General features: G+C 44.1%; 25 protein-coding genes. 24 read left to right on the top strand and 1 reads right to left on the bottom strand.

Annotated elements, in window-relative coordinates; translation table 11 throughout:
- Nucleotides 1-8: 8 nt before the first annotated feature.
- The 7 genes from sigF to D1970_RS05325 all read left to right on the top strand — a co-directional run bounded on the left by sigF (nucleotide 9) and on the right by D1970_RS05325 (nucleotide 6,152).
- Complete coding sequence (sigF, locus tag D1970_RS05355) at nucleotides 9-767, top strand: RNA polymerase sporulation sigma factor SigF (protein WP_119111862.1); 759 nt, start codon at nucleotides 9-11, stop codon at nucleotides 765-767.
- A gap of 124 nt (nucleotides 768-891) precedes the next feature.
- Nucleotides 892-1,512 (top strand): stage V sporulation protein AA, encoded by a 621-nt coding sequence (locus tag D1970_RS05350; protein ID WP_119111890.1) that lies wholly within the window; start codon nucleotides 892-894, stop codon nucleotides 1,510-1,512.
- Complete coding sequence (locus D1970_RS05345; RefSeq protein WP_119111861.1) at nucleotides 1,502-1,927, top strand: stage V sporulation protein AB; 426 nt, start codon at nucleotides 1,502-1,504, stop codon at nucleotides 1,925-1,927. The genes D1970_RS05350 and D1970_RS05345 overlap by 11 nt, the downstream gene beginning before the upstream one ends.
- A gap of 25 nt (nucleotides 1,928-1,952) precedes the next feature.
- Complete coding sequence (gene spoVAEA, locus D1970_RS05340) at nucleotides 1,953-2,516, top strand: stage V sporulation protein SpoVABEA (RefSeq protein WP_119111889.1); 564 nt, start codon at nucleotides 1,953-1,955, stop codon at nucleotides 2,514-2,516.
- 1 nt (nucleotide 2,517) lies between these two features.
- Nucleotides 2,518-3,996 (top strand): spore germination protein, encoded by a 1,479-nt coding sequence (locus tag D1970_RS05335; RefSeq protein ID WP_119111860.1) that lies wholly within the window; start codon nucleotides 2,518-2,520, stop codon nucleotides 3,994-3,996.
- 142 nt (nucleotides 3,997-4,138) lie between these two features.
- Nucleotides 4,139-5,461: a diaminopimelate decarboxylase gene (gene lysA / locus D1970_RS05330; RefSeq protein WP_119111859.1), complete on the top strand. Its 1,323-nt coding sequence runs from the start codon at nucleotides 4,139-4,141 to the stop codon at nucleotides 5,459-5,461.
- Between the two features lie 331 nt (nucleotides 5,462-5,792).
- The gene (locus D1970_RS05325; protein ID WP_119111858.1) at nucleotides 5,793-6,152 is read left to right on the top strand and encodes a GNAT family N-acetyltransferase; all 360 of its coding nucleotides are present in this window, start codon (nucleotides 5,793-5,795) and stop codon (nucleotides 6,150-6,152) included.
- A 37-nt stretch (nucleotides 6,153-6,189) separates the two neighbouring features.
- Here D1970_RS05325 and D1970_RS05320 read toward each other — a convergent pair whose 3' ends face one another.
- Nucleotides 6,190-6,708, bottom strand: coding sequence for a DUF309 domain-containing protein (locus D1970_RS05320; RefSeq protein WP_119111857.1), 519 nt, complete (start codon nucleotides 6,706-6,708; stop codon nucleotides 6,190-6,192).
- Nucleotides 6,709-6,900: 192 nt separating this feature from the next.
- On the opposite strand from D1970_RS05320, the gene D1970_RS05315 reads away from it, so the two are divergent.
- The 17 genes from D1970_RS05315 to D1970_RS05235 all read left to right on the top strand — a co-directional run bounded on the left by D1970_RS05315 (nucleotide 6,901) and on the right by D1970_RS05235 (nucleotide 23,015).
- Entirely contained in the window at nucleotides 6,901-7,668 is a 768-nt protein-coding gene (locus tag D1970_RS05315; protein ID WP_119111856.1) for a segregation/condensation protein A, read from the top strand.
- On the top strand, nucleotides 7,655-8,239 hold the full coding sequence (gene scpB, locus D1970_RS05310) for an SMC-Scp complex subunit ScpB (RefSeq protein ID WP_119111855.1): 585 nt from the start codon (nucleotides 7,655-7,657) through the stop codon (nucleotides 8,237-8,239). The genes D1970_RS05315 and scpB overlap by 14 nt, the downstream gene beginning before the upstream one ends.
- 139 nt (nucleotides 8,240-8,378) lie before the next feature.
- Nucleotides 8,379-8,798 (top strand): hypothetical protein, encoded by a 420-nt coding sequence (locus tag D1970_RS05305; RefSeq protein ID WP_119111854.1) that lies wholly within the window; start codon nucleotides 8,379-8,381, stop codon nucleotides 8,796-8,798.
- A gap of 62 nt (nucleotides 8,799-8,860) precedes the next feature.
- Nucleotides 8,861-9,349: a YpuI family protein gene (locus tag D1970_RS05300; protein WP_119111853.1), complete on the top strand. Its 489-nt coding sequence runs from the start codon at nucleotides 8,861-8,863 to the stop codon at nucleotides 9,347-9,349.
- 254 nt (nucleotides 9,350-9,603) lie between these two features.
- The gene (locus D1970_RS05295; RefSeq protein WP_119111852.1) at nucleotides 9,604-10,743 is read left to right on the top strand and encodes a D-alanyl-D-alanine carboxypeptidase family protein; all 1,140 of its coding nucleotides are present in this window, start codon (nucleotides 9,604-9,606) and stop codon (nucleotides 10,741-10,743) included.
- Nucleotides 10,736-11,323 (top strand): nucleoside recognition domain-containing protein, encoded by a 588-nt coding sequence (locus D1970_RS05290; protein ID WP_119111851.1) that lies wholly within the window; start codon nucleotides 10,736-10,738, stop codon nucleotides 11,321-11,323. Before D1970_RS05295 ends, D1970_RS05290 begins: the two co-directional genes overlap by 8 nt.
- A gap of 6 nt (nucleotides 11,324-11,329) precedes the next feature.
- Complete coding sequence (locus D1970_RS05285) at nucleotides 11,330-11,863, top strand: spore maturation protein (RefSeq protein WP_119111850.1); 534 nt, start codon at nucleotides 11,330-11,332, stop codon at nucleotides 11,861-11,863.
- A 249-nt stretch (nucleotides 11,864-12,112) separates the two neighbouring features.
- Nucleotides 12,113-12,838: a 23S rRNA pseudouridine(2605) synthase RluB gene (gene rluB / locus D1970_RS05280; protein WP_119111849.1), complete on the top strand. Its 726-nt coding sequence runs from the start codon at nucleotides 12,113-12,115 to the stop codon at nucleotides 12,836-12,838.
- A gap of 69 nt (nucleotides 12,839-12,907) precedes the next feature.
- Nucleotides 12,908-13,432 (top strand): thiol-disulfide oxidoreductase ResA, encoded by a 525-nt coding sequence (gene resA / locus D1970_RS05275; RefSeq protein WP_119111848.1) that lies wholly within the window; start codon nucleotides 12,908-12,910, stop codon nucleotides 13,430-13,432.
- Nucleotides 13,433-13,457: 25 nt separating this feature from the next.
- Nucleotides 13,458-15,080, top strand: a complete 1,623-nt coding sequence (gene resB / locus D1970_RS05270; protein ID WP_119111847.1) for a cytochrome c biogenesis protein ResB — start codon at nucleotides 13,458-13,460, stop codon at nucleotides 15,078-15,080.
- Between the two features lie 12 nt (nucleotides 15,081-15,092).
- Complete coding sequence (ccsB, locus tag D1970_RS05265; protein WP_119111846.1) at nucleotides 15,093-16,274, top strand: c-type cytochrome biogenesis protein CcsB; 1,182 nt, start codon at nucleotides 15,093-15,095, stop codon at nucleotides 16,272-16,274.
- Between the two features lie 197 nt (nucleotides 16,275-16,471).
- A complete protein-coding gene (locus D1970_RS05260; protein WP_119111845.1) occupies nucleotides 16,472-17,188 on the top strand; it encodes a response regulator transcription factor in 717 nt (238 codons plus the stop codon).
- Nucleotides 17,185-18,960 (top strand): ATP-binding protein, encoded by a 1,776-nt coding sequence (locus D1970_RS05255; protein ID WP_119111844.1) that lies wholly within the window; start codon nucleotides 17,185-17,187, stop codon nucleotides 18,958-18,960. The genes D1970_RS05260 and D1970_RS05255 overlap by 4 nt, the downstream gene beginning before the upstream one ends.
- Before the next feature lie 241 nt (nucleotides 18,961-19,201).
- Nucleotides 19,202-19,753: an RNA polymerase sigma factor SigX gene (gene sigX, locus D1970_RS05250; protein WP_119111843.1), complete on the top strand. Its 552-nt coding sequence runs from the start codon at nucleotides 19,202-19,204 to the stop codon at nucleotides 19,751-19,753.
- Complete coding sequence (locus D1970_RS05245; RefSeq protein ID WP_119111842.1) at nucleotides 19,728-20,984, top strand: RsiX family anti-sigma factor; 1,257 nt, start codon at nucleotides 19,728-19,730, stop codon at nucleotides 20,982-20,984. Before sigX ends, D1970_RS05245 begins: the two co-directional genes overlap by 26 nt.
- A gap of 239 nt (nucleotides 20,985-21,223) precedes the next feature.
- A complete protein-coding gene (locus D1970_RS05240) occupies nucleotides 21,224-22,126 on the top strand; it encodes a M23 family metallopeptidase (RefSeq protein WP_119111841.1) in 903 nt (300 codons plus the stop codon).
- A gap of 76 nt (nucleotides 22,127-22,202) precedes the next feature.
- Nucleotides 22,203-23,015: a histidinol-phosphatase gene (locus tag D1970_RS05235; RefSeq protein WP_119111840.1), complete on the top strand. Its 813-nt coding sequence runs from the start codon at nucleotides 22,203-22,205 to the stop codon at nucleotides 23,013-23,015.
- Nucleotides 23,016-23,042 lie beyond the last annotated feature (27 nt).

The raw sequence follows: 23,042 nt of genomic DNA, 5'->3' as shown, positions 1-23,042 counted from the left end.
ACCTGCTTATGGATGTGGAGGTTAAAAACGATAGCAGCCAAGCCTATTTGAAGGATCATGAAGTGAAAGAGTTGATTAAGAGGAGCCAGGCGGGCGACCAGCTGGCAAGGGATACCATCGTCCAGAAAAATATGCGCCTCGTATGGTCTGTTGTCCAGCGTTTCCTAAACCGTGGCTACGAACCGGATGATCTTTTTCAAATTGGAAGTATCGGCCTGCTGAAATCTGTTGACAAGTTTGATCTGTCCTATGATGTAAAGTTCTCCACTTACGCTGTTCCGATGATCATCGGCGAAATCCAGAGATTTATCAGGGATGACGGTGCTGTTAAAGTCAGCCGTTCACTGAAGGAAACGGGCAATAAAATCCGCAGGGCAAAGGATGAATTGTCCAAGAATCTCGGAAGGGTGCCAACAGTGAATGAAGTGGCGGAATTCCTTGAGCTTACGCCTGAAGAAGTAATCATGGCTCAGGAAGCCAGCAGGGCGCCGTCATCCATTCATGAGACCGTTTATGAAAATGATGGGGACCCGATTACCTTGCTCGACCAAATTGATAACGGCGAGGAAGGCAGATGGTTTGATAAGATTGCCCTTAAGGAAGCAATCAGGGAGCTGAATGAGAGGGAAAAGCTGATCGTTTATCTACGCTACTATAAGGACCAGACACAGTCTGAGGTTGCTTCAAGGCTTGGCATCTCGCAAGTCCAAGTATCCAGGCTCGAAAAGAAAATACTTCAGCAAATGAAAAGCCGCATGGATCAATGATCCCTGCGGCTTTTTTGCGTGTGGTCTTGGCAGGAAATATAAAAACCATTTTTTGGGTTAATGAAATGGAGGATGGAAACCATACTATTTATACAAGGAAAACAATGTGCTGGATGTGAATGGTATGGAAAAAACGATCTATATCCGCATGCGGAACCGGACTCAGGTCAATCCTGAAGCTTCGGTTGTACTAAAGGATATCGCCCAAGTGATAGCTGAAGAACAAATTCTCGAGAAGCTGCAAAAGCTGCCGGTGCACCGAGTGACATTGAAGGACAATAATATCATTGTGATCGATATTATGAGGGTTATACGGCTGATTACCTCAGAGTTCCCGGACGCGGAGGTACAGGCCATTGGACCGCCTCAAACAATCATTGAAGTAATATTCAAGAGGAAAGTCATGTCGTTTGCCTTGTTTGTCCTAACTTGGATACTCCTTTTTATCGGGGCTGCCTTGACGATCATGAACTTCCATGAAGATGTAAGTATGCAGGGTGTCCAAAAAAAACTTTTCGCCATAGTGACAGGAAAGCGCACGGACAAGCCGCTGCTTTTCCAGGTTCCATATTCACTCGGAATCGGGCTAGGAATGGTCCTATTTTTCAATCATGTATTTAAGAAGAGGCTCAATGAGGAACCAAGCCCGCTTGAAGTGGAAATGTTCAATTACCAGCAGGCGCTTGACCAGTATGTTGCCATGTATGAAAACAAGGAAAGCGTGAAACATCTTGATGACCGTTAAGATTCTCTTTGTCATGTTGGCGGGCCTGTCTGGTGGCCTGGCGGTGGGCGCAGGCTTTGTGGCGTTTCTGACCGTTCTTGGCCTTATTCCGCGCCTGACACAGCTGACAAAAACGAAGAAATTGATCCATTGGTATGAATGGGCGGTGATAACTGGGGCGGTTGCAGGAACTGTAGCAGGACTCAACGAACCTGTTTTTCATTTTTCCAGCCTTATCACAATTCCAATCGGGCTTGCAAGTGGTGTTTTTGTCGGAATGCTGGCTGCAGCCCTTACGGAGGTGCTGAATGTCCTTCCAATCCTTGCTAAAAGGGTTTATGCCGAAGACAGGATCATAGCCCTCCTGATGGCCATTGTCCTCGGGAAGGTATGCGGATCGCTGTTCCACTGGATTTACTTTGTTGACCATCGTTAAAGGGATAAAGGAAAGGATCCTGAATATGACAAAAACATGGAACGTCATTTTAATTACTGATGGAGATGAATATGCGAGAAAAGCTGTGGAACGGGTTGCTGCTGATGTAGGGGGAAGATGCATATCTCTTTCGGTGGGAAATCCTTCTGTTCGGTCTGGTCCTGAGCTTGTCAGCTTGATTAAAAGCTCAGAGGGTAACCCTGTTCTTGTCATGTTTGATGACAGCGGCCGGCTTGGTGAGGGAGCTGGTGAAAGTGCGCTTAAGTACGTTGCGGGCCATAAGGATATTCGAGTGCTTGGTGCTGTGGCAGTGGCTTCAAAGACAAGAAAAGCAGAGTGGACAAAGATTGACTTCAGTATTGACCGTGATGGACAGTTAACCCCATGTGGAGTTGATAAGCATGGACTGCCGGAATTAGAGCTCGGCCGGTTATACGGAGACACAGTATACTGTCTAGACGGTCTGGATATCCCGGTTGTAATTGGCATTGGGGATATAGGCAAGATGGCGGGGCGGGACCATTATAAGAATGGCGCGCCGATAACCAGAAAAGCTGTTGATATTATTATGGAAAGGAGTGGTCTTTAATATGGAGAAGAAAAACGGCAGGATGACAATTCCTGAAAGCGTTGATGCAATTGAAATGTACATGAAGGAACGAATCGGGCTCGGCGACAGCTTCGACCTGGGAGTAAGGAAACTGAAAATACTGAAGAAGAACGTCCATTTTTATTATGTGAATGGCCTATGCGACACTTCTTTCATTGTTCAAATTGTTAAAGAGCTTGTCGAAATAAATGACAACGAAAAATTATCTTCCCAGCTGCAGGCTATTGTAGAAAACAGGATAACGCATCAATCCGTAAAACAAGTCAAAACAATGGATGAAATGGTCGATCAGGTCCTTTCGGGACTGATTGCAATTATCGTGGAGGGAGAAGGCATCGCCCTTATTGTTGATGTTCGGAGCTATCCCGGCAGGCAGCCGAAGGAACCTGACACTGAGAAAGTAGTCCGTGGTTCAAGGGATGGATTCGTTGAAAACATCATTGTCAATACAGCACTCACGAGAAGAAGGATCCGCGATGAACGGCTGCGTTTTGAAATGATGAAAGTCGGTGAAAGGTCCAAAACCGATGTTGCTCTCGCTTATATTAAGGATATTGCGAATCCCGGACTTATCGATGTCATAAAAAAAGAAATCAAAAGGATTGAAATCGACGGAATTGCGATGAGCGACAAAACCATTGAAGAGTTCGTCGTGAAGGAGGGGTATAATCCGTACCCGATGGTCAGGTATACCGAAAGGGCTGATGTAGCGGCTGTCCATCTCCTTGAAGGCCATGTCCTGATTTATGTGGATACATCGCCAAGCGTCATTATCACTCCAACCACCTATTTTCACCATCTCCAGCATGCAGAAGAATACAGACAGTCTGCAGGTGTCGGGACCATGGTCAAATGGGTGCGTTTTTTTGGCGTGATGGCATCGCTGATTCTTCTGCCGCTATGGTTTCTATTCACATCGGATCCGCAGTTACTTCCAGAGAAGCTGGCATTTATTGGGCCTAATAAAGATTCCAATATTCCCATCCTCCTGCAAATATTCCTTGCAGATATTGGTATTGAGTTTCTTAGGATGGCCGCCATCCATACACCTACTCCACTCTCAACAGCAATGGGGCTGATTGCTGCCGTACTTATTGGACAAATTGCAATCGATGTAGGGATGTTTGTACCTGAAGTCATCCTGTATGTCAGTGTATCGGCCATCGGGACATATGCTACCCCGAGTTATGAATTGAGCATCGCCAACAAGATTGGAAGGCTTTTCCTCCTGGCTGTCACAGCTCTCTTTCACGTTCCTGGCTTTGTAGTGGGAATTACAGCCTGGATGCTGCTGCTTGCCCGGATTAGGTCGCTGAATACGCCTTATTTGTGGCCGTTTATGCCATTTGCACCAGCAGCATTTAAAGAAATCCTGTTCCGCACCTCCGTGCCAGGGGCAGCCATACGGCCGAGTATTGTACATGCCAGAAACAGGAGAAGGCAACCTGTAAAAACATAAAAGACCAAATTGCGTGTTCCGTGGAATTATGGTAAAGTGATTTAAATTGATAAAGGGTTGAAGGACGGTAGCGATAGACAGGCTCCAAATGGAAGCTGTTTATTTGCCGATAAGTATACACATAAGGAATGAGGGGGACGACATGCAATTTCATGGTACAGCAAAGGTCAACCAAAAGGGACATCTCGAAATTGGTTCAGTTGATACAATCAAACTAGCCGAGGAATTCGGCACCCCGTTGTATGTCTACGATGTAGCCTTGATCAGGGAAAGGGCCAGAAGCTTTAAAGAGACTTTTGAAACACTTGGAGTCAATGCCCAAGTTGCTTACGCAAGCAAAGCGTTTTCGACTGTCGCCATGGTTCAGCTCGCTGCTGAGGAAGGGTTGTCGCTTGATGTTGTGTCAGGTGGGGAGCTTTATACTGCGCTTGCCGCAGGGTTTCCTGCCGGGAAAATTCATTTTCACGGCAACAACAAAAGCCTGCAGGAACTCGATATGGCAATCGAAGCAGGTATTGGCTGTGTTGTTGTTGATAACTTTGATGAACTTGAAATGCTCGTGGAATTGTGTTCGTCCACAGGGAAATCTGTTAACGTGCTTCTTCGTGTAACACCGGGGATCGAAGCACACACCCATGATTACATTTTGACAGGGCAGGAGGATTCAAAATTTGGTTTTGGCCTTGAGAACGGGCAGGCTGATAAGGCGCTTCTGGAAGCGATGAACTCCGGATCCGTCCGCTTGCTTGGCCTTCATTGCCACATTGGTTCACAAATCTTTGAAACGACAGGCTTCCTGCTTGCTGCCAGAAAAATATATGCTAAACTGAATGAGTGGAAAAAGTTGTACGGGTTTGAGCCAAAAGTGCTTAACCTTGGTGGAGGATTCGGCATCCGCTATACAGAGGAAGACAATCCGATTCCTGCCTCTAGGTATGTCGTGGCCATCATTGAAGAGGTAAGAGAACAAGCTGATCAATACGGGATGGTAGTTCCAGAAATATGGATTGAACCCGGGAGATCGCTTGTAGGGGATGCGGGAACAACCTTATATCGGACAGGATCAAGGAAAGAAGTACCAGATATCCGCCAGTATCTAGCGGTGGATGGAGGCATGAGTGATAATATAAGGCCGGCCCTCTATCAAGCGAAGTATGAAGCCGTTTTGGCTGGAAGAGTGCTTGCTAAGCCAGAAGAAACAGTAGCGATTGCCGGGAAATGCTGTGAATCAGGAGATATGCTTATCTGGGATATCCCGCTGCCAAAAGCGGAAAAAGCCGATATTCTTGCTGTTTTCTGCACGGGTGCCTACGGATACTCAATGGCCAATAATTACAACCGCATCCCGCGGCCTGCAGTTGTATTTGTTGAAAATGGAGAGGCTAAGCTTGTTGTAAAACGGGAAACGTTCGAGGACATGGTCCGGCTGGATTTGCCGTTAAAAGAAAGAGTGAAGAGTAAATAAGCTGCCCCTGGCAGCTTATTTACTGGCAGTCTGTACGGGGAGAACAGAGACGGAGGAAGAAGATTTGAAAAAGAATAACTGGTTTCTTTTTGCATTGCTTTTAGTGATGGGAATGGCATGGGGACTGTATTATTGGCTTTACATCGTACCAGCACAGTAAATATATTTGAAGATTTATACCAGATTATGTATGATTATATGTATTACAATATTGCTAGAACCTTTTTGTAGTTTATGCATACTATACAAAAAAAGGGTTTAAATCTGCCTTTTAAGGAGAAACTGGTTTTGACTATAAAAATAACGGCCAGTCAATTAAAGAGGGATTTATATGTTGATTCGTTATAAGAAATCATTCGAAAAAATAGCTATGGGGCTGCTGTCTTTCATGCCGAACGAAAAGGATCTTAAAAAGCTGCAGCAAACCATCAAGCAGTATGAAACAGAAGACAGCTGGCAATTGTTCCTTTGGAAGGAAGAAGATATCCTGGGTCTAATTGGCGTGAGGACCGCCGATGATGGTTCGCTGGAACTCCACCATATTTCCGTCAACCCCTCCCACAGGCAACAGGGGGTCGGGAAACAAATGGTATGTGCCTTGAAGACATTGTATCCTGATAAAACCATCCAGCCTAATGAGTTTACGGCTGCATTTGTAGGCAAATGTCCATCTTTGCCCGAAAAAGAATAGGAAAAAAGCAGTGATGAATTGAATTCACTGCTTTTTTCTATTTTTGCTTTTCCTTTTTTGCAGCTTCCCTTTCCCTGATTACATCTGTTCGATCCCGCAAAAGGTGCTTGTGGATAATCGCGGCATTATTCAAGTCGCTTGCTACCCCCCAGCTGTAATTTCTTAAATTGCATTCCTGCACACATTTCTTTAGCAATTCCTTATCATTGATTGGAATATCGAAATCACGGTAGGGAATGCCAGATTCCATCGCTGACAGGCGTACTTCTAGTTCTTCCTCCAGTCGGTCCTTGTCAATTCCAAGCTTTTCGAATGTTTCGGTATGGGCAGTCATGAACATTTCGGAAGATTTATTATGGGTCTTCATTGCTCCCTTGAGATTTCCCCTCCTATAATGGTAGCTGGAGACAGCTAGGAGGATAAATGCGACCCAGATGGAATCCTTGCATCCGGGTTCCGTCTCTTTCCAGTGTTCTTCTAATATTTCGTGGCATTCAAAAAAGTCCCTGTCACAGTTAAAGTGAACAAGAAATTCAATATAAGGTGCTGGAAACATCCGTATCCTCCTTTTTTCAGACAAAACTAACATCAGCATAGCATAATAATTCAGTATGAAAAAATAGATCTTCCATCCGCGAAATAGACCTACTTTTTCGACAATGGGCCAAGAGTGTATTTTAGGTTGGATAAAGGAATACAATCCTCTATACTAAAAATACTACATACAACTTAAATTTGGTGGAGAATCATGCAATATAATGTGAAAATAGAAGCGTTTGAAGGGCCGCTGGATTTACTGCTGCACTTAATCAACCGGCTTGAGATTGATATTTATGATATACCTGTATCGGAAATAACTGAACAATACTTGATTTATATCCATGCAATGAAGGAATTCCAGCTTGATATTGCAAGTGAGTACCTTGTCATGGCTGCTACATTGCTTGCTATTAAAAGCAAAATGCTCCTTCCTAAATACGAGGAAGAAGAAGACGAAGAATTTTTTGATTATGAAGAAGGACAAGACCCGCGGGATGAACTTGTCGAGAGGCTGATTGAATATAAAAAGTATAAAGAAGCTGCCGAGGACTTAAAAACGCTCGAACAGGAACGCGGCTTGATGTATACAAAACCTCCGAGTGACCTATCGCAGTATGCGGAAGAGGACAGGGCTGACAATACCCGCCTTGATGTTACTCTGTATGATATGCTGGGGGCATTCCAGAAGCTGCTTAGGCGGAAAAAGCTTCAGAAGCCTGTCACCGCCAAGATTGCCCGTCAGGAAATCCCGATTGAAAGGCGGATGGAGGAAATCAGGGGAATGCTGTCCTCATCAGGAGGACGGAAGAATTTTAACGACCTGTTTCCGGAAATGGAGCGGGGGCATATAGTGGTTACCTTCCTGGCCATACTGGAATTAATGAAACGGAAAGAAGTGAGTGTTGAGCAGGAAGGGAATTTTGCCGATATTTTTATTTCAGCACAGAGAGGGGCAAACGAGGTTGGACATCATTAACTGGAAAGGCATTTTAGAAAGCCTGCTGTTTGCTGCGGGCGATGAGGGGCTTTCTTTAAAACAGATTGCCGGGGTTCTTGAGGTTGACGAAGCCGAGGCACAGGAAATTGTTCTTAACCTGCAAAAAGACTATAAAAATCATGACAGAGGAATTGATCTTGTCCAGATTGCTGAAGTATACCAGCTGGCAACGAAAAAAGAACACGCTGTCTACCTAAAGAGGCTCGTCGAAGCTCCTGGGGCAGCACATTTATCGCAGGCAGCACTTGAAACACTTGCGATTATTGCCTACAGGCAGCCTATTACGAGGGTGGAAATCGAAGAAATACGCGGGGTGAAAACTGAACGGCCGATTCATACTCTCTCATCACGTGCTTTAATTAAAGATGTAGGAAGGGCAGATGGGACGGGTCGGGCGTATTTATATGGTACGACAAAAGAATTCCTGGATTATTTTGGCCTGAAGAGCATTGACGAACTTCCGGCGCTTACTGAAAAAATCGACGAAACAGATATACAGGATGAGGCTGACTTGTTTTTCGAAAAATTCCACGAGAAAGTGGAGTTATAAATTTTCTGACAAGTTGCACGTTCTATGATAAAATAAAATTATTCCTTGCAATGCTTCATATCGAGTATGAAGCATTTTTTGCATACATATTCTTAAAAGGGACGAGATCCTAAAAGTCTTGGTCAGGGGAGGAGTCAGCATGGTCATCACGCAGTGCAAAGGCTATGAGCTTGAGAAAGAAAAGTCGAATACATCAGAGGATTTTTTTAACCGGAGTGAAGTGACTATTATTGAGAATGGACAGGAAAAGACGGTCCATATTTTGTATATCCGCTATTTTGATGAGCGATTTCAAGAGTTTACGCCTTATGAAAAAGATCCTATTTTTACAGCTGTTTCCCGTGACATAGCGTTTAAAGATATTGTGGCGCTTGTCTGCCTTCTTGAAAACCCGGGCTATCGGCACAGAAAAAGAGTGTATATCAATTCAGAGCGCGAATTTGCCGCGATGTTTAAGAAAGTAAATCTCTCGAAACTTCCGGAGATTTTTACAGCCCTGGAAGAGTCGGGAAAGTATGAGATTAGTTCTCCGCTCGACTATATTGAACAGCCTGTTTAAAAAATAGCTCAGCCATATAAAAAGCTTTAACCGGAACTTCTACTTTTTTTGGGGGTGTGGGAATGGGGAATACCATCGTAAAATCACAAATTGGTGAGGTAAAAGAATTTCTTGGGCAGACTGTCCTGAAGCTTGAAAAATTTTTGAATGAGACGACCCTTGAAGCACTGCAAACTGAAAGCGCAGGAAATGAAGCCTATTACCGCATGCTCCTCGGGAATATCAGGAGGCTTGCTGTCCACTGTGAAGATGGGCTCGACACATGCATGGTTGTTCTTCAGGGGGAGCCTTTTTCGAAAGCCGCAGCGGAAAAAACACTGTACCGAATTTATTATCAATGTATAGAAGAATTTTTCTCGCCGAAAAGCGATGTTTGGTATGAGGATAGCCGGTCAGCCTATACAGGGAAAAACGCAATAAAATACAGGGAAACCGTTCCATCAAGCATTCAGCAGTTGGTTAAGGGTATAGAAGCAGATTTTCAGCGAATCAGGGAAGAACTCGAATATTATGAGACTGATTACCGGACGAAAATGCTGCAATCAAAATAAAACAAACCAGCTAAACTTAACACGAGAACCGGCAGCCTCCTTTTCGAGGGCTGCCGGTTTTTTTTCTTGGGAAGCTTAGGCTGTAGGGAACCTCAGCCAGCCTAAAATCCAATTGTGCCTAGACCCTCAGCTGTACTTGCAAGACCAGATTGCCTATTCATCGGTGCCGTTGAGCCATGAACATGATTTGCTGTCATAACAGCGCTTGTCCCGCATACACTTGTACAAACTGCCAAGGAGACGAGGTCTGTTCTATGAAAAGAAAACCGATAATTTATTTGCAGCTAATGATCCTGCTGTTCATGGTTCTTTCATCCCCTGCAGACGCAGCAGGATCGGTAAGCGCCCGCAGTGCTATACTGATGGACCAGCAGTCCGGTCGCATCATTTACGAAAAAGATGCCCATAGTGTCAGGAGAATTGCGAGCATCACCAAAATTATGACAGCGATACTTGCAATTGAGTCTGGGAAACTAGATGACCGGGTGAAGGTCAGTTCAAATGCTTCCGGTACTGAAGGTTCATCCCTCTTCTTGAAGCCCGGAGAAAAAATCAAGCTGGCTGACCTCGTATACGGACTAATGCTCAGGTCTGGTAATGATTCTGCCGTAGCCATTGCAGAGCATGTTGGGGGAAGTCTGGACGGATTTGTCTATATGATGAACCAGAAAGCAGAAGAAATAGGGATGAAAAATACCCACTTCGCCAATCCACACGGGCTGGACGACCATGAAAATCACCATTCTACAGCTTATGATATGGCCATCCTGACAAGGTATGCGATGGAGAATGATCTATACAGGAAAATTGCGGGAACGAAGATTCACCGAGCCCCGAATCCCAATGAACCATGGGACCGGGTCTGGAAAAATAAAAACAGGCTGCTGACAGAGCTCTACAAGTACTGTACAGGGGGAAAAACCGGCTATACAAAGAGGGCAAAGCGGACACTTGTCACGACTGCTTCCAAGGGCGGCTTTGACCTTATTGCTGTCACGCTCGATGGTTCGGATGACTGGAACGACCATATCAGCATGTATGAGAGCACCTTTGCAGGATATGACCTTGCGACTATCTTGCAAAAAGGGAAAATCAAAGAAATTAAAGATCCCTTTTATAAAAGGAAAGTATACCTCGGCCAAACTTTTGCTTATCCTCTGACGGCTGCAGAAGAGAAGAAGGTAAGAGTCGAATACCAGCTTCTGGAGCCGCCAAAAGCGGGAGAGAAAAGATTACTTCCGCCGGTTGCCGGAAAAGCTGTAGTATACCTGAATGGCAAAGAGATAAAAAAAATGCCAATCTACTATAAACAGGAAGCAAAAAAGAAAGAGTCTCTTCTTGACTATTTCCGTAAGATTTTCACATCTATCACAGGACTGAATTCGTATGGTTAACTATATTTGGGTTTTTATGACGGTAATAGGAATCATTTTCGCTGCTTTGAACGGAACGATGGCAGAAGTGAATGAGGCTGTGTTCAGGGGAGCGAAGGAAGCTGTGACCCTATGCATCGGACTAGTCAGCATCCTTGTCTTTTGGCTGGGCATAATGAAGATTGCCGAGGAGGCAGGTCTTCTGGAAAAGCTTGCGGGTCTGTTTCGTCCTTTTGTAAAAGGTTTATTTCCGGAAGTGCCTGCCGGTCACCCTGCAATGGGCTATATTCTTTCTAATATGATGGCTAATCTATTTGGTTTGGGCAATGCAGCCACCCCCTTGGGCATTAAAGCGATGGAAGAACTTAAGAAGCTAAATGGAGGGAAAAACTCGGCAAGCCGGTCGATGATCACTTTTCTCGCGATTAATACATCGAGCATCACCTTGATTCCTACCACCGTTATTGCCATCAGGATGACCTACGATAGTAAATCGCCTACTGAAATAGTAGGTCCGACTCTTGTAGCCACTTTTTTTTCTGCTATCGCCGCCATCCTGATAGACAGGTATTTCCATTACAGAAGAAGCCGTAAAGGATGAGAACATATGGAGATCATTTCTGCATTTTCGCTTTGGTTTATTCCTGTATTGATCGGATTCATCCTGATATATTCCATCTTAAAAAAAGTACCTGCTTATGAAACGTTCGTTGAAGGCGGCAAGGAAGGTATCAGGATGGCTGTTTCCATTATTCCTTTTTTGGTAGGGATGATGGTTGCAATCTCAGTTTTTCGCGCATCAGGAGCACTTGATTTCATTATGGATTTCCTGAAGCCGGTGCTTGAAAAAGCTGGGATACCAGTCGAAGTCGCTCCGCTGGCTATTATCCGGCCAATCTCTGGAACTGCAGCGCTAGGAATGACTAGCGATTTGATTGCTAAACACGGACCGGATTCATTTATTGGAATTCTGGCATCCACAATTCAGGGAAGCACGGATACGACGTTTTATGTACTTACAGTATATTTTGGTGCTGTCGGCATCAAAAAAATGGGGGATGCAATTAAAGTGGGCCTCCTTGCGGACATTGCCGGTTTTGCAGCTGCCATCATTATTGTGAAAATGATGTTTGCATCTTAAAAAGAAATCCTCAATAAGAATAAAAAAAATCGTCATGACCGAGCCCGTTCAGGCTAAGTGGTGGCGTTTTTTTTTATGTGCCAGTTTTCAAGGAGCAGCGCGAGTGTTTTGTAAGAAAATGGAAGAATTATTTTTCAGGAGCGGTTACTTTGAAAAGAGGAAAGTTTGTGTCATAATTCATTAGGATAGAATGAACTTGATATCACAATAATAAACATGGAATTTTAACCAATATTAGGAGTGACCTGGATGGAAAGATTGCAAAAAGTTATGGCGCATGCCGGAATAGCCTCAAGGAGAAAAGCTGAAGAACTCATCCTTGAAGGAAGGGTTACTGTAAATGGGAAATTGGTCAAGGAACTTGGAACAAAAGTAACGCCATCAGACAAAATCGAAGTGAATGGGGTTCAGATCCAAAGGGAAATTCCAGTCTATTTCCTTTTTTACAAACCGCGCGGTGTCATTTCCAGCGTGAACGACGAAAAAGGAAGAAAGGTAGTGACTGATTATTTCGGGCAAATTGAGCAGAGGATTTATCCTGTCGGACGCCTGGACTATGATACATCCGGCCTGTTGCTTCTGACCAATGACGGTGAATTTGCCAATTTGCTGATGCACCCAAGCAATGAAATTGAAAAAGTATATGTAGCAAAAGTAAAAGGAATTCCGGAAAGGGAAGCTCTGAAGAAACTCGAACGGGGCATCCGTCTTGAGGATGGGAAAACGTCTCCTGCAAGGGTAAAGCTTCTTTCACTGGATAAGAAGAAGCAATCATCCATTATCGAACTGCGAATCCACGAAGGGCGAAACCGGCAGGTAAGAAGGATGTTTGAGGCAATCGGCCATGATGTCCTGAAACTGAAGAGGGAGCAATACGGATTTTTAACGCTAGCAGGTCTGAATTCAGGGGAAATCAGGGAATTGACACCTCATGAGGTTAAGCAGCTTCGCGCCCAGGCGATGCGTAAGAGATAGTCAGTGATAAAATTCAATGTATATATAGTGCAAATGATATAATGAGGATACGACAGGGGGTTTCGTGGGATGAAAAAGAAGCGCCTCGTGGTCAGGACCATCATTTTGCTGGTTTTGGCCGCAGCGGTTGGCTACACGCTTTATGCAAACCTTACGAAGGATGAGGTCAACAAAGTCGAAATTGGAAAGCAGGCACCAAATTTTGTGCTGGTTGATATGGAAGGAAAAAAACACAAACTCTCCGATTATAAGGGGCAGGGAGTGTTCCTGAACTTCTGGGCAACATGGTGTGGTCCATGCGAAAGGGAAATGCCGTATATTGACAATCAATACAAGCAATACAAGGATCAGGGTGTAAAAGTGCTGACTGTTGATGTTGGCGAATCAAAAATTGCGGTGGACAAGTTTATTGAACGGCATCATTTAACTTTCCCGGTGATGATTGATAAAGATGGACAAGTCCAAACTGCTTACGGGATTAACCCTCTTCCGTATACATTCCTGATCGACAAGGACGGAAAGGTTGTAAGAAGCTACAAAGGTGAATTGACCGAAGAGACAATAAAGAGTTTTATGGAAGAAATCAAACCTTGAGCAAGGGGAACAGGGAGTTTTTGAAATGAATGATGTGAAATGCGAATGTGGTCATGTGAACCCTCACGGAACAGTTTTATGCGAATCGTGCGGTAAAGTCCTTGAAGAGAAGGAAGAGAGCAAAAAACTTCTCGATATGCGCTATGAAGGCAGCGCGCGCAGGTCTCAAACGTATAACAAAACAATTGTGGATAAAATCTGGAATTTCTTTTCATCGGTCAAGGTGGGCGTCATCCTGATTGTGGTTACATTGATCGCTTCTTCCCTTGGGACGATTCTGCCGCAGGAAATGTATATACCGCAGATGACCACCCCAGCCGAATACTATGAGGACCAATACGGCTGGTTTGGGAAGCTTTACTACGAGCTTGATTTCAATAACCTATACAGTTCCTGGTGGTATCTTCTTTTGATCGCCTCCATCGGTGTTTCTCTTGTAATCTGCAGCCTTGACAGGGTTATTCCTTTATACAGGGCTCTTAAAAACCAGAGGGTAGAGAGACATGAAGGGTTTATGAAGCGCCAACGCCTTTACGGAGTTTCTGAACAGCCAGGTGAGGAAGCAATGAGCCGGCTGGAGCAGAACTTGAAAGCGAAGAAATATCATATCCGAAAAAAAAATGGCAGCATACTGGCGGAAAAGAACAGGTTCTCCCGCTGGGGCCCGTATGTCAACCATATCGGATTAATCATTTTCCTTATTGGCGCCATGCTGCGGTTTGTCCCGGGGATGTATGTTGATGAGCTGCTGTGGATTCGGGAAGGGGAAACAAAAGCAATTCCCGGTACAGACGGGCAATATTATTTGAAAAATAACAAATTTATTTTTCAAAAGTACGACAAAAAGAAGGACAACGAGGTATTTGGGGCAGCACTTGACAGAGCAGGTATGGTTGCAAAAAACTATCAGTCCAATGTCACTCTTTACGAAAAAAAAGGGGATACCGTTGCGGGTGAATCTCTTAATCTGAAAAAATTGAAAGAAGCGAAAATACGAGTCAATCAGCCTTTGAAAATTGACAAGTTCGCTATTTACCAGGTAGATTACAAGCTGGATGAGCTGAGCAAAATGCATCTGGCGCTCCAAAATAAAGATACAGGCGAAGAAATTGGTACTATTAAGGTGAATTTGTATAACCCTGAAACAAAATATGATTTAAAAAATGGCTATTTTGTTGAACTGAAAAGCTATTTTCCTGATTTCGAATTTGATGAGAATTCCAACCCAACAACTAAGTCAAAGGTTCCAAACAACCCGGCTTTTGTCTTTAAGATGGTCACTCCCGAAAAGCCTGATGGCGAAGTCAGCTTTGTGGCAATCCGTCAGACTATCGAAGTGGATGGAAACAACTCATACAAAATGGCGTTCAAAGGGGTAGAAACGAAAAATGTGGCTGCTTTGACGATCCGAAAGGATTTGACATTATGGATCCTGGGGTTTGGCGGTCTTATCTTCATGATTGGGGTCATCCAGGGAGCCTATTGGAACCATCGCCGTCTTTGGGTAAAGATTGTTGATGGAAAAGCGGTAACAGCAGGACATACGAACAAAAACTGGTACGGATTTAAAAGGGAGCTTGAAGGCGTGTTCGAGGGTACTGGGATGGAGTCCCCTGCAGAGCAGCTTGAGAGCGGGAAGAAAGGTTAAGGAGGGGGAAATATGGTAGCTTTAAGCTCCAATTTATTGTATTTTGCGTTCATTCTCTACTTGGTCGCAACCTTGTTTTTTGGTGGTTCAATCAAATCTAAAAAAGACACGGCAGGATCTGGTCCCAACAAGTGGGCTAATATTGCCATTTTCATTACAATTGCAGGATTCGTTGCCCAACTTGGCTATTTTATTACAAGATGGATAGCTTCAGGCCACGCACCGGTCAGCAACCTTTTTGAATTCACAACATTCTTTGGAATGGCTCTTGTTGGTGCGTTTATTGTCATTTACTTCATATACAAGACACCTCTGCTTGGATTGTTCACCATGCCAGTCGCAATCCTGGTCATTGCATATGCTGCGATGTTCCCGAAGGATATCTCACCGCTGATCCCTGCTTTGCAGAGTGACTGGCTTCATATCCATGTGACAACGGCGGCTGTCGGGGAGGCCATTCTTGCGGTGAGTTTTGCCGCAGGCCTTATCTACCTCGTGAAAGTAGTCGACCAAACTAAAGCGAGCAAGCATACATTTTGGCTGGAAGTCGTTATGTTTGCGCTTATGTGCACGATAGGCTTTGTTGCAGTATCATCGTCGTTTTCACTGGCAAATTATGAATCTAAGTTTACTTATATTGATAAAAATGGCCAGGAAGATGTAATAGAATACAATTTGCCTGCAGTTGTCGGTCCGCATGAAGGGAAATTGCAGACAGCTGCAAAGTTTGAGCCTCTTGCTGAGACGCCGGCTATAATCAATGCGAAGAAATTGAACACGGTTCTTTGGTCGCTTGTAAGCGGTTTGGCCTTGTACTGGCTGGTCAGACTGATCCTAAGGAAACGGATTTCGGCATCGCTCCAGCCGTTTGTGAAAAATATCAATCTGGACCTTGTCGATGAAATTAGCTATCGGTCCGTCCTTATCGGCTTTCCGGTCTTTACGCTGGGCGCTCTTATTTTCGCCATGATTTGGGCCCAAATAGCCTGGACAAGATTCTGGGGCTGGGATCCAAAGGAAGTCTGGGCGCTTATTACGTGGCTGTTCTACGCAGCGTTTCTCCATCTGCGCATGTCAAAAGGCTGGCATGGGGAAAAATCGGCCTGGCTTGCGGTTATTGGGTTTGTCATTATCATGTTTAACCTTGTTGCCGTCAACCTCGTCATCGCCGGGCTTCATTCATACGCGGGATAAAAAACTGGCCTTCACTTATGTAAAGAAGTGAAGGCTTTTTTTGAAAATTTATGCTGGTTTGACTGTCGTGGCTTACGGGCAAGGATAAATATGTCTGTTTTTAGACATTTTCGTAAGTTAACCATATACTTAGAATAAATAAACATAGCAAGATGTCCACTCATTATGTAAAATTATTCGCAGGGGGGATATACCTTATGGAAAAAGACATCAAAATTTTAGTTGTGGATGATGAAGAAAGAATAAGAAGATTGTTGAAAATGTATTTAGAGAGAGAAAACTATCTCATCGATGAAGCGGAAGACGGCAATGAGGCACTTGCCAAATCTCTTGCCAATGACTATGATGTCATCCTTCTTGATTTAATGATGCCAGGGAAAGACGGAATCGAAGTATGCCGGGAATTGCGAGAAAAAAAATCAACGCCTGTGATCATGCTGACTGCCAAAGGAGAGGAAGTAAACCGGGTGCAGGGATTTGAAGTAGGCACGGATGATTATATTGTAAAACCGTTTAGTCCAAGGGAAGTTGTCCTGAGGGTAAAGGCCATGCTCCGTCGTTCTTCGAGCACAAGCTATCTCCAGACCGAGACAACAACAAAGGATGTAATCGTTTTCCCTCACCTGACAATCGACAATGATGCACACAGGGTGACAGCTGACGGCAAAGAAGTGAGTCTGACGCCGAAGGAATATGAGTTGCTTTATTTCCTTGCTAAATCTCCGGACAAGGTATTTGACCGGGAACAGCTTCTGAAAGAAGTATGGCATTACGAGTTTTTTGGCGACTTACGTACAGTTGATACACATGTGAAAAGATTGCGCGAAAAATTGAACAAAGTTTCCGAGCAGGCAGCCAAAATGATTGTAACTGTTTGGGGGGTCGGCTATAAATTTGAGGTTATCAATGAATGATGTTCTGGCGAAGCGTTGTAGGTAAATTATGGTTTACCATTCTTTTGCTTGTTTCCTTCGTCCTCTTCATTTTGACTGTTATGCTTCTCGAATTCTTTGAGAACTATCACATCAATGAGACGAGGAAAGGGCTTACTAAAACGGCTGTCAATATTGCCGAAAATCTTGAGCAGCACAGCAATGACGAAAGGATGGGACAGGAGATATCCTGGGCCCTGATTGACAAGGTCACCCGCGTGGCAGTCGTAGAGGATGAAAATACATACTACTACTCGCCTAATGTCAAAAAGGACCAGCGGCTGCCTGTTTCGTTTGTTTTTGAAAACAAGGAGCTTCAGCATGTTTTCAAGGATGACGAAATCAGCTACATTACTTCTCCGTTTCCTTCGAAAGCCGCTGCAGGGAGCCAGTACTTGATTATCGGTGCGCCCATCCACTACCCTGGAGGCAAGGTCGGTGGCGTATTCATTTATCAATCGCTGGATGTTATGGAGAAAACCACCCGGCTTACAACAAAGTTCATTTTGCTTGCGGCAGGTGTGGCCATCGTTTTAACGACTATTTTTGCTTTTTTCCTGTCCACGAGGATTACCGCGCCGCTGCGAAAAATGCGGGAAGCCGCTTTTGAAGTGGCTAGGGGCAAATTCGACACAAAAGTACCGATTCTGACTCATGATGAAATTGGCGAGCTCGCAACCGCGTTTAACCAGATGGGACGTCAGCTGAAATTTAACATGAATGCGCTCAGCCAGGAAAAAGAACAGCTGTCAAGCATTCTGAGCAGCATGGCTGACGGTGTCCTGACATTTAATAGAAATGGGATTATACTCATCACAAACCCCCCTGCTGAACAATTCCTGCGGTATTGGTATTATGACCAGGGGGCAAATGAAAATTCTGATGCTGTGCCTTCTGAAGTAATGGAACTATTCCAACTTGCTGTGAATACCGAGAAAGAACAAGTTGGAGAAATGTCACTGCAGGGCAGGTCCTATGTTTTGATCGTCAGCCCTCTATATAACAAAAGATTCATTCGGGGAGCAGTCGCGGTGATCCGTGATATGACGGAAGAAAGAAAATTGGACAAACTGCGGGAAGACTTTATTGCGAATGTTTCACATGAGCTCCGCACTCCTATTTCAATGCTACAGGGTTACAGCGAAGCGATTGTCGATGGTATAGCGCAGACAGATGAGGAAAAAATCGAACTTGCCAGGATCATTTATGATGAATCCTTGAGGATGGGCCGACTTGTAAACGAATTGCTCGATCTAGCCAGGATGGAAGCCGGGCATATCCAGCTGACTATGGAGGATGTTGAACTCGAGCCTTATGTGAACCGGATTGTCCACAAGTTCCTTACGCTTGCAAATGAGAAGGGGATAGAACTTAAATCGGACAATGGTCCGGGGGACTCTCACTTTGATTTTGACCCGGACAGGATTGAGCAGGTCCTGACAAATCTGATAGACAATGCGGTCAGGCATGTCCCTGATTCAGCTTCAATCATGGTCAGGACATGGACGGATGAACGAGGTTTATTTTTTGAGGTACAGGATCAGGGACCAGGTATACCGGAAGAAGACCTTCCTTTCTTGTTTGAAAGGTTTTACAAAGGTGATAAATCAAGGACCAGGGGACGCTCAGGCACTGGCCTCGGTCTTGCTATTGCCAAAAATATCGTTGATGCCCATAAAGGCCGCATGTCCGTAAAAAGCAAGCTGGGACATGGAACGACATTTTCCTTTTTCATTCCTCGAAAAATAGATTAATTTCCATCATTGTCCCGATTAATCTTGATTCACGAGGAACATTGCAATCTATACCAGCCCATCCTACGTTAGGATGGGTTTTTTGAACCCTCTTTTCCCAATTTGATTGATTAAATATTCTATGAATTTTTAAAACAGGGAAAATTATCCTTTATTTCCTGTTTAAAAAAGCATATAGTTAAAATGAAACTTTTTTCATTATTTCAACGACTAACTATATGAACACGGAGGGATTGAGCAGATGGACTCCGTTTTTGATCAGCTGTATCAAAAATATCATCAGGATGTATTTCAGTTTTTATTCTATATGGTAAAGAGTAGGGAACAGGCAGAGGATTTAATGCAGGAAGTGTATATCCGTGTCTTTAAATCGTATAAACGTTTTGAAGGGAAGAGCAGCGAAAAAACATGGCTTTTTTCAATTGCTAAAAATGTAGCGATTGATCATTTTCGAAAACAGCAGGGCTGGAGGCAGAGGCTGCTGGGGAAAGTGGATATCAGTGCAGGGCAGATAAGGGATAGCCATCCCTTGCCAGAGGAGCTCGCTATGCACAGGGAAGAAGTCAGAATGATGTACAGATGTATTGATTTATGTACAATAGACCAGAGAATGGTCATCATCCTTAGATATATACATGAGCTATCCATCAGTGAAACAGCCGAAGCGCTTGGGTGGACGGAAAGCAAGGTTAAGACTACACAGCACAGGGCCATCAAGAGTTTAAAGAAGCATATGGAAGAGATGATCGAAAAGGAAGTGATGCCTAGTGAGAAGATTACAGCGAAGCGATAAGCAGCTGGAAGACCTCCTCCGGCAGCTGCCCGCCATAACAGATAACAGGGATCCAAAGCATATATTCCAAAAGGTATCGGCAAAGAAAAAGCTGAGGAGGCCCGCATGGCTTTTCCCGGCATTTGCCACTGCTGCAGCGTTATTTTTAGTGGCAGTTCTTGCTTCGCCGTTTGTTCGGCAGGAGAATGGCCCGAATGAAAACCTACCAATGGAATTAATTACCACGTCAGATGATTCAGCGGAATCGAAAGCTGGCAGGGAATCTGAAAAATCTTACAGCAACAACGAGAAACAAGCCGAGAAATCGGTAAAATTTACTGGGAATGAAAAACCGGCAGCTAAGTATGCCCTTGAGGATGCGGTACAGCCGGAAGAGGAAAACTATTTTGCGAAAAACGGAATGGTTGAAGCCACTGCTGTGTATCCTGAAGATTTAAAGGACTATGCTTCAGTCACATATGCCATCCCTGATGCAGAGGGAAGGGTTGCGGTCCCTGTAACAGCACTTGTGCCAAAAGATGACAGCAAAACATGGTTTACCCGTTTTAAAGAAACAATGCCGAAGCTTACTGAGGAAAAATGGGGCCTGAAAGACTTTTACCCTCTGCAAGCAGATATCGGGTATGATCCAGGAAACGAAACGGTTACAGTTGATATGGAAACAGGACATCCTTACAAGTTAACTTCCAAACCTGAAGCGGCACTCATTAATATTATTGATTATTCTTTTTCAAACGTAAATGTTAAGAACATTCTTTTCTCCACTGATGGCAGGCCGGGAGTTGAATTGGGAAACAAGCAGCAACTCGAGAGCCATGAAGTGAAACCATCAGGGAATCATGCCTATCTGTTTTTGTACCCCGTGAACTCTAGTGTGCCTTATATCGTACCAACCGAAGAAACTTTCCCATCTGTGGAGAAGGCATTCAAAACCATGGGCCTCGGACAGGAATCCAATGGATTGGAAGCCTCGCTTTCGCAGGTGCTGGTAGAGGGCTATATAAAGAATGATGAAGGTGTTAACCAGACGCTTCATATAAAACTTGCGGACGGCGCAGTGTTTAAGGATGAATTTATATACAGCCTTGAGGCAATTCTTCTTACAGCAAAAGATTTTGGATTCAACAGCTTGAAAATTGATAACCCTGAAATTGAAAACGTCGGACGCTTCAATTTGAAGGAAGAAATCGGTATGCCGATTAGCCCCAATAAACAATTAGTGGAATCATAGAAGCATTTGGACATGCAGTTTTTATCCGACTCAATCCTCCCAGGCCATATCAGGGAGGATTGTTTGCTGCGGTACCGATATATCGTGAATGCTGTTAGTATTTCCTTTTTTGTATAAAGAAGCCTTCTGCCACTAAATATAATAAGTGAACATAGGGTTCTGTTTTGAATATGGGGTTCTATATGGTTGAAGGCATTCATAGTGATTAAAGAAAGCTGCTTACATCAGGGAGGAAAAAAATGCGTGATTATATCAGGCGTATTCTCATCGCCGTATTAATGGGACTTTGCGTCAGTCTATTGTTTTTGGGTGGCAAGCATCCGGAGGCCAGCACGATTCCGAACCCAGGAAAGGCTGACCATTGGATTTGGCCTGCCACAGGAAAAGTGACAGATATATATGGGACAAGGGGCGGAAAACATAAGGGGATAGACATTGCCGGTCCCTTAAATAACGAGGTGCTTGCGGTAGATGCAGGCACCGTTACAAAATCGTATTTTTCTGATAGCTACGGAAACGTTGTGTTTATAAAGCATGATAATGGCTTTGAAACAGTGTACGCTCATTTAGAGCACAGAATCGCCATGGAAGGGCAGCGGGTAGTGCAGGGAGGGGCCATCGGGAGAATGGGGAGCACGGGTGATTCGTCAGGTGTCCATCTCCATTTTGAAGTCCATCATGACAAATGGACGGTCAATAAGGAAAATGCAGTCGATCCGGTCGCTGCATTGGGCGAAGTCATGGAAGGGCAAGCTGTAGTAGCAAAGACAGAGGGGAAGGGTAGGGCAATGGAGGCTGCAGGCAATCCAATTAAACATGGAGCGGACAAGCCTGTTGCAATTGAAACCAATGCAAACGTCCATACTGTTGGCCATGGTGAAACACTATGGTCTATTGCCCAAAAATACCAAACGACAGTAAATGAGCTAAGTGTATTGAATGGAATAAAGGAAAATCAGATTATTGTAGGCCAGCAATTAAAGCTGAACAGTCATTCTGGAGGTAAACAGTACATGGTAACAAAAGGTGAGACACTGTACTCCATTTCCAGAAAAACCGATACCTCTGTAGACCGGATCAAGGAGCTGAACAACCTCTCCGGTGACAGTATAAAGCCAGACCAAGTATTGATTGTAAAATGATTCAGACTATTCCCTTGATGAACCTTCTCTTGGAACCTTATAATATAAAGAAAAACAAGTTTCCGGAGGGATAGGTTTGCTCACTGATTATCATAACCATTTGGAAAAAGGAGAATTAACCCTGGATTATTTAAAACGCTTTACTGATGCTGCGGCCGAACGCGACATTGATCATTTCGGGATCTCGGAACATGCTTATCATTTTTACCAGACTGCCAATATTCTTCAAAATTCATGGGTCAATGAACGGCGTTATTACGATATGGCCGATTATGTCAGTTTGTTCAAAAAAGCTTGGGATGCTGATATCGACGTGAAAATGTCGATTGAAATGGATTATACTCCCGGAAAGCACAAAGAGATGGAGAAATTTATCCAAAACTATGATTTCGATTATGTCATCGGGTCAATTCATTGGGTTGGTGATTTTGGAATCGACCTTGCAGAATTCCGGCGTGAGTGGGAGAAGCGTGATCTTTACGCGACCTATTCGAATTATTTCGGACAAGTCGTGACACTGGCAGAGTCTAACCTTTTTGATATTGTCGGCCATCTGGATCTTGTTAAGATTTTTAAGTATGTTCCTGAAAATGAAGAGTTCCTTCTCGAACAATATGACAAAGCAACGACTGCGCTCGCTCAGTCGAAGACTTGTGTTGAAATTAGTACAGCAGGCTTAAGAAAGCCTGTGGGTGAACTTTATCCGGACAAGCGACTATTGCAAATGTGCTTTGACAAGAAAATTCCAATTGTGCTTTCATCAGATGCCCACTTCCCAGAACATGTCGGGGCGGACTTCAATGAGGCAATTGCCCTTGCCAAAGAGGTCGGCTATACATCCTTGATGACTTTTACAAAAGGAGAACGAAAAGAATTTCCGATTGGATAAAAAAAACGAGCCTGGCAGTGAACTGCA

This window comes from Mesobacillus zeae (genome assembly GCF_003570705.1).
Lineage (GTDB): Bacteria > Bacillota > Bacilli > Bacillales > Cytobacillaceae > Mesobacillus_C > Mesobacillus_C zeae.
Note: the sequence above shows the minus strand (reverse complement) of the source record. Positions and strands in the feature narration are given on the sequence as shown.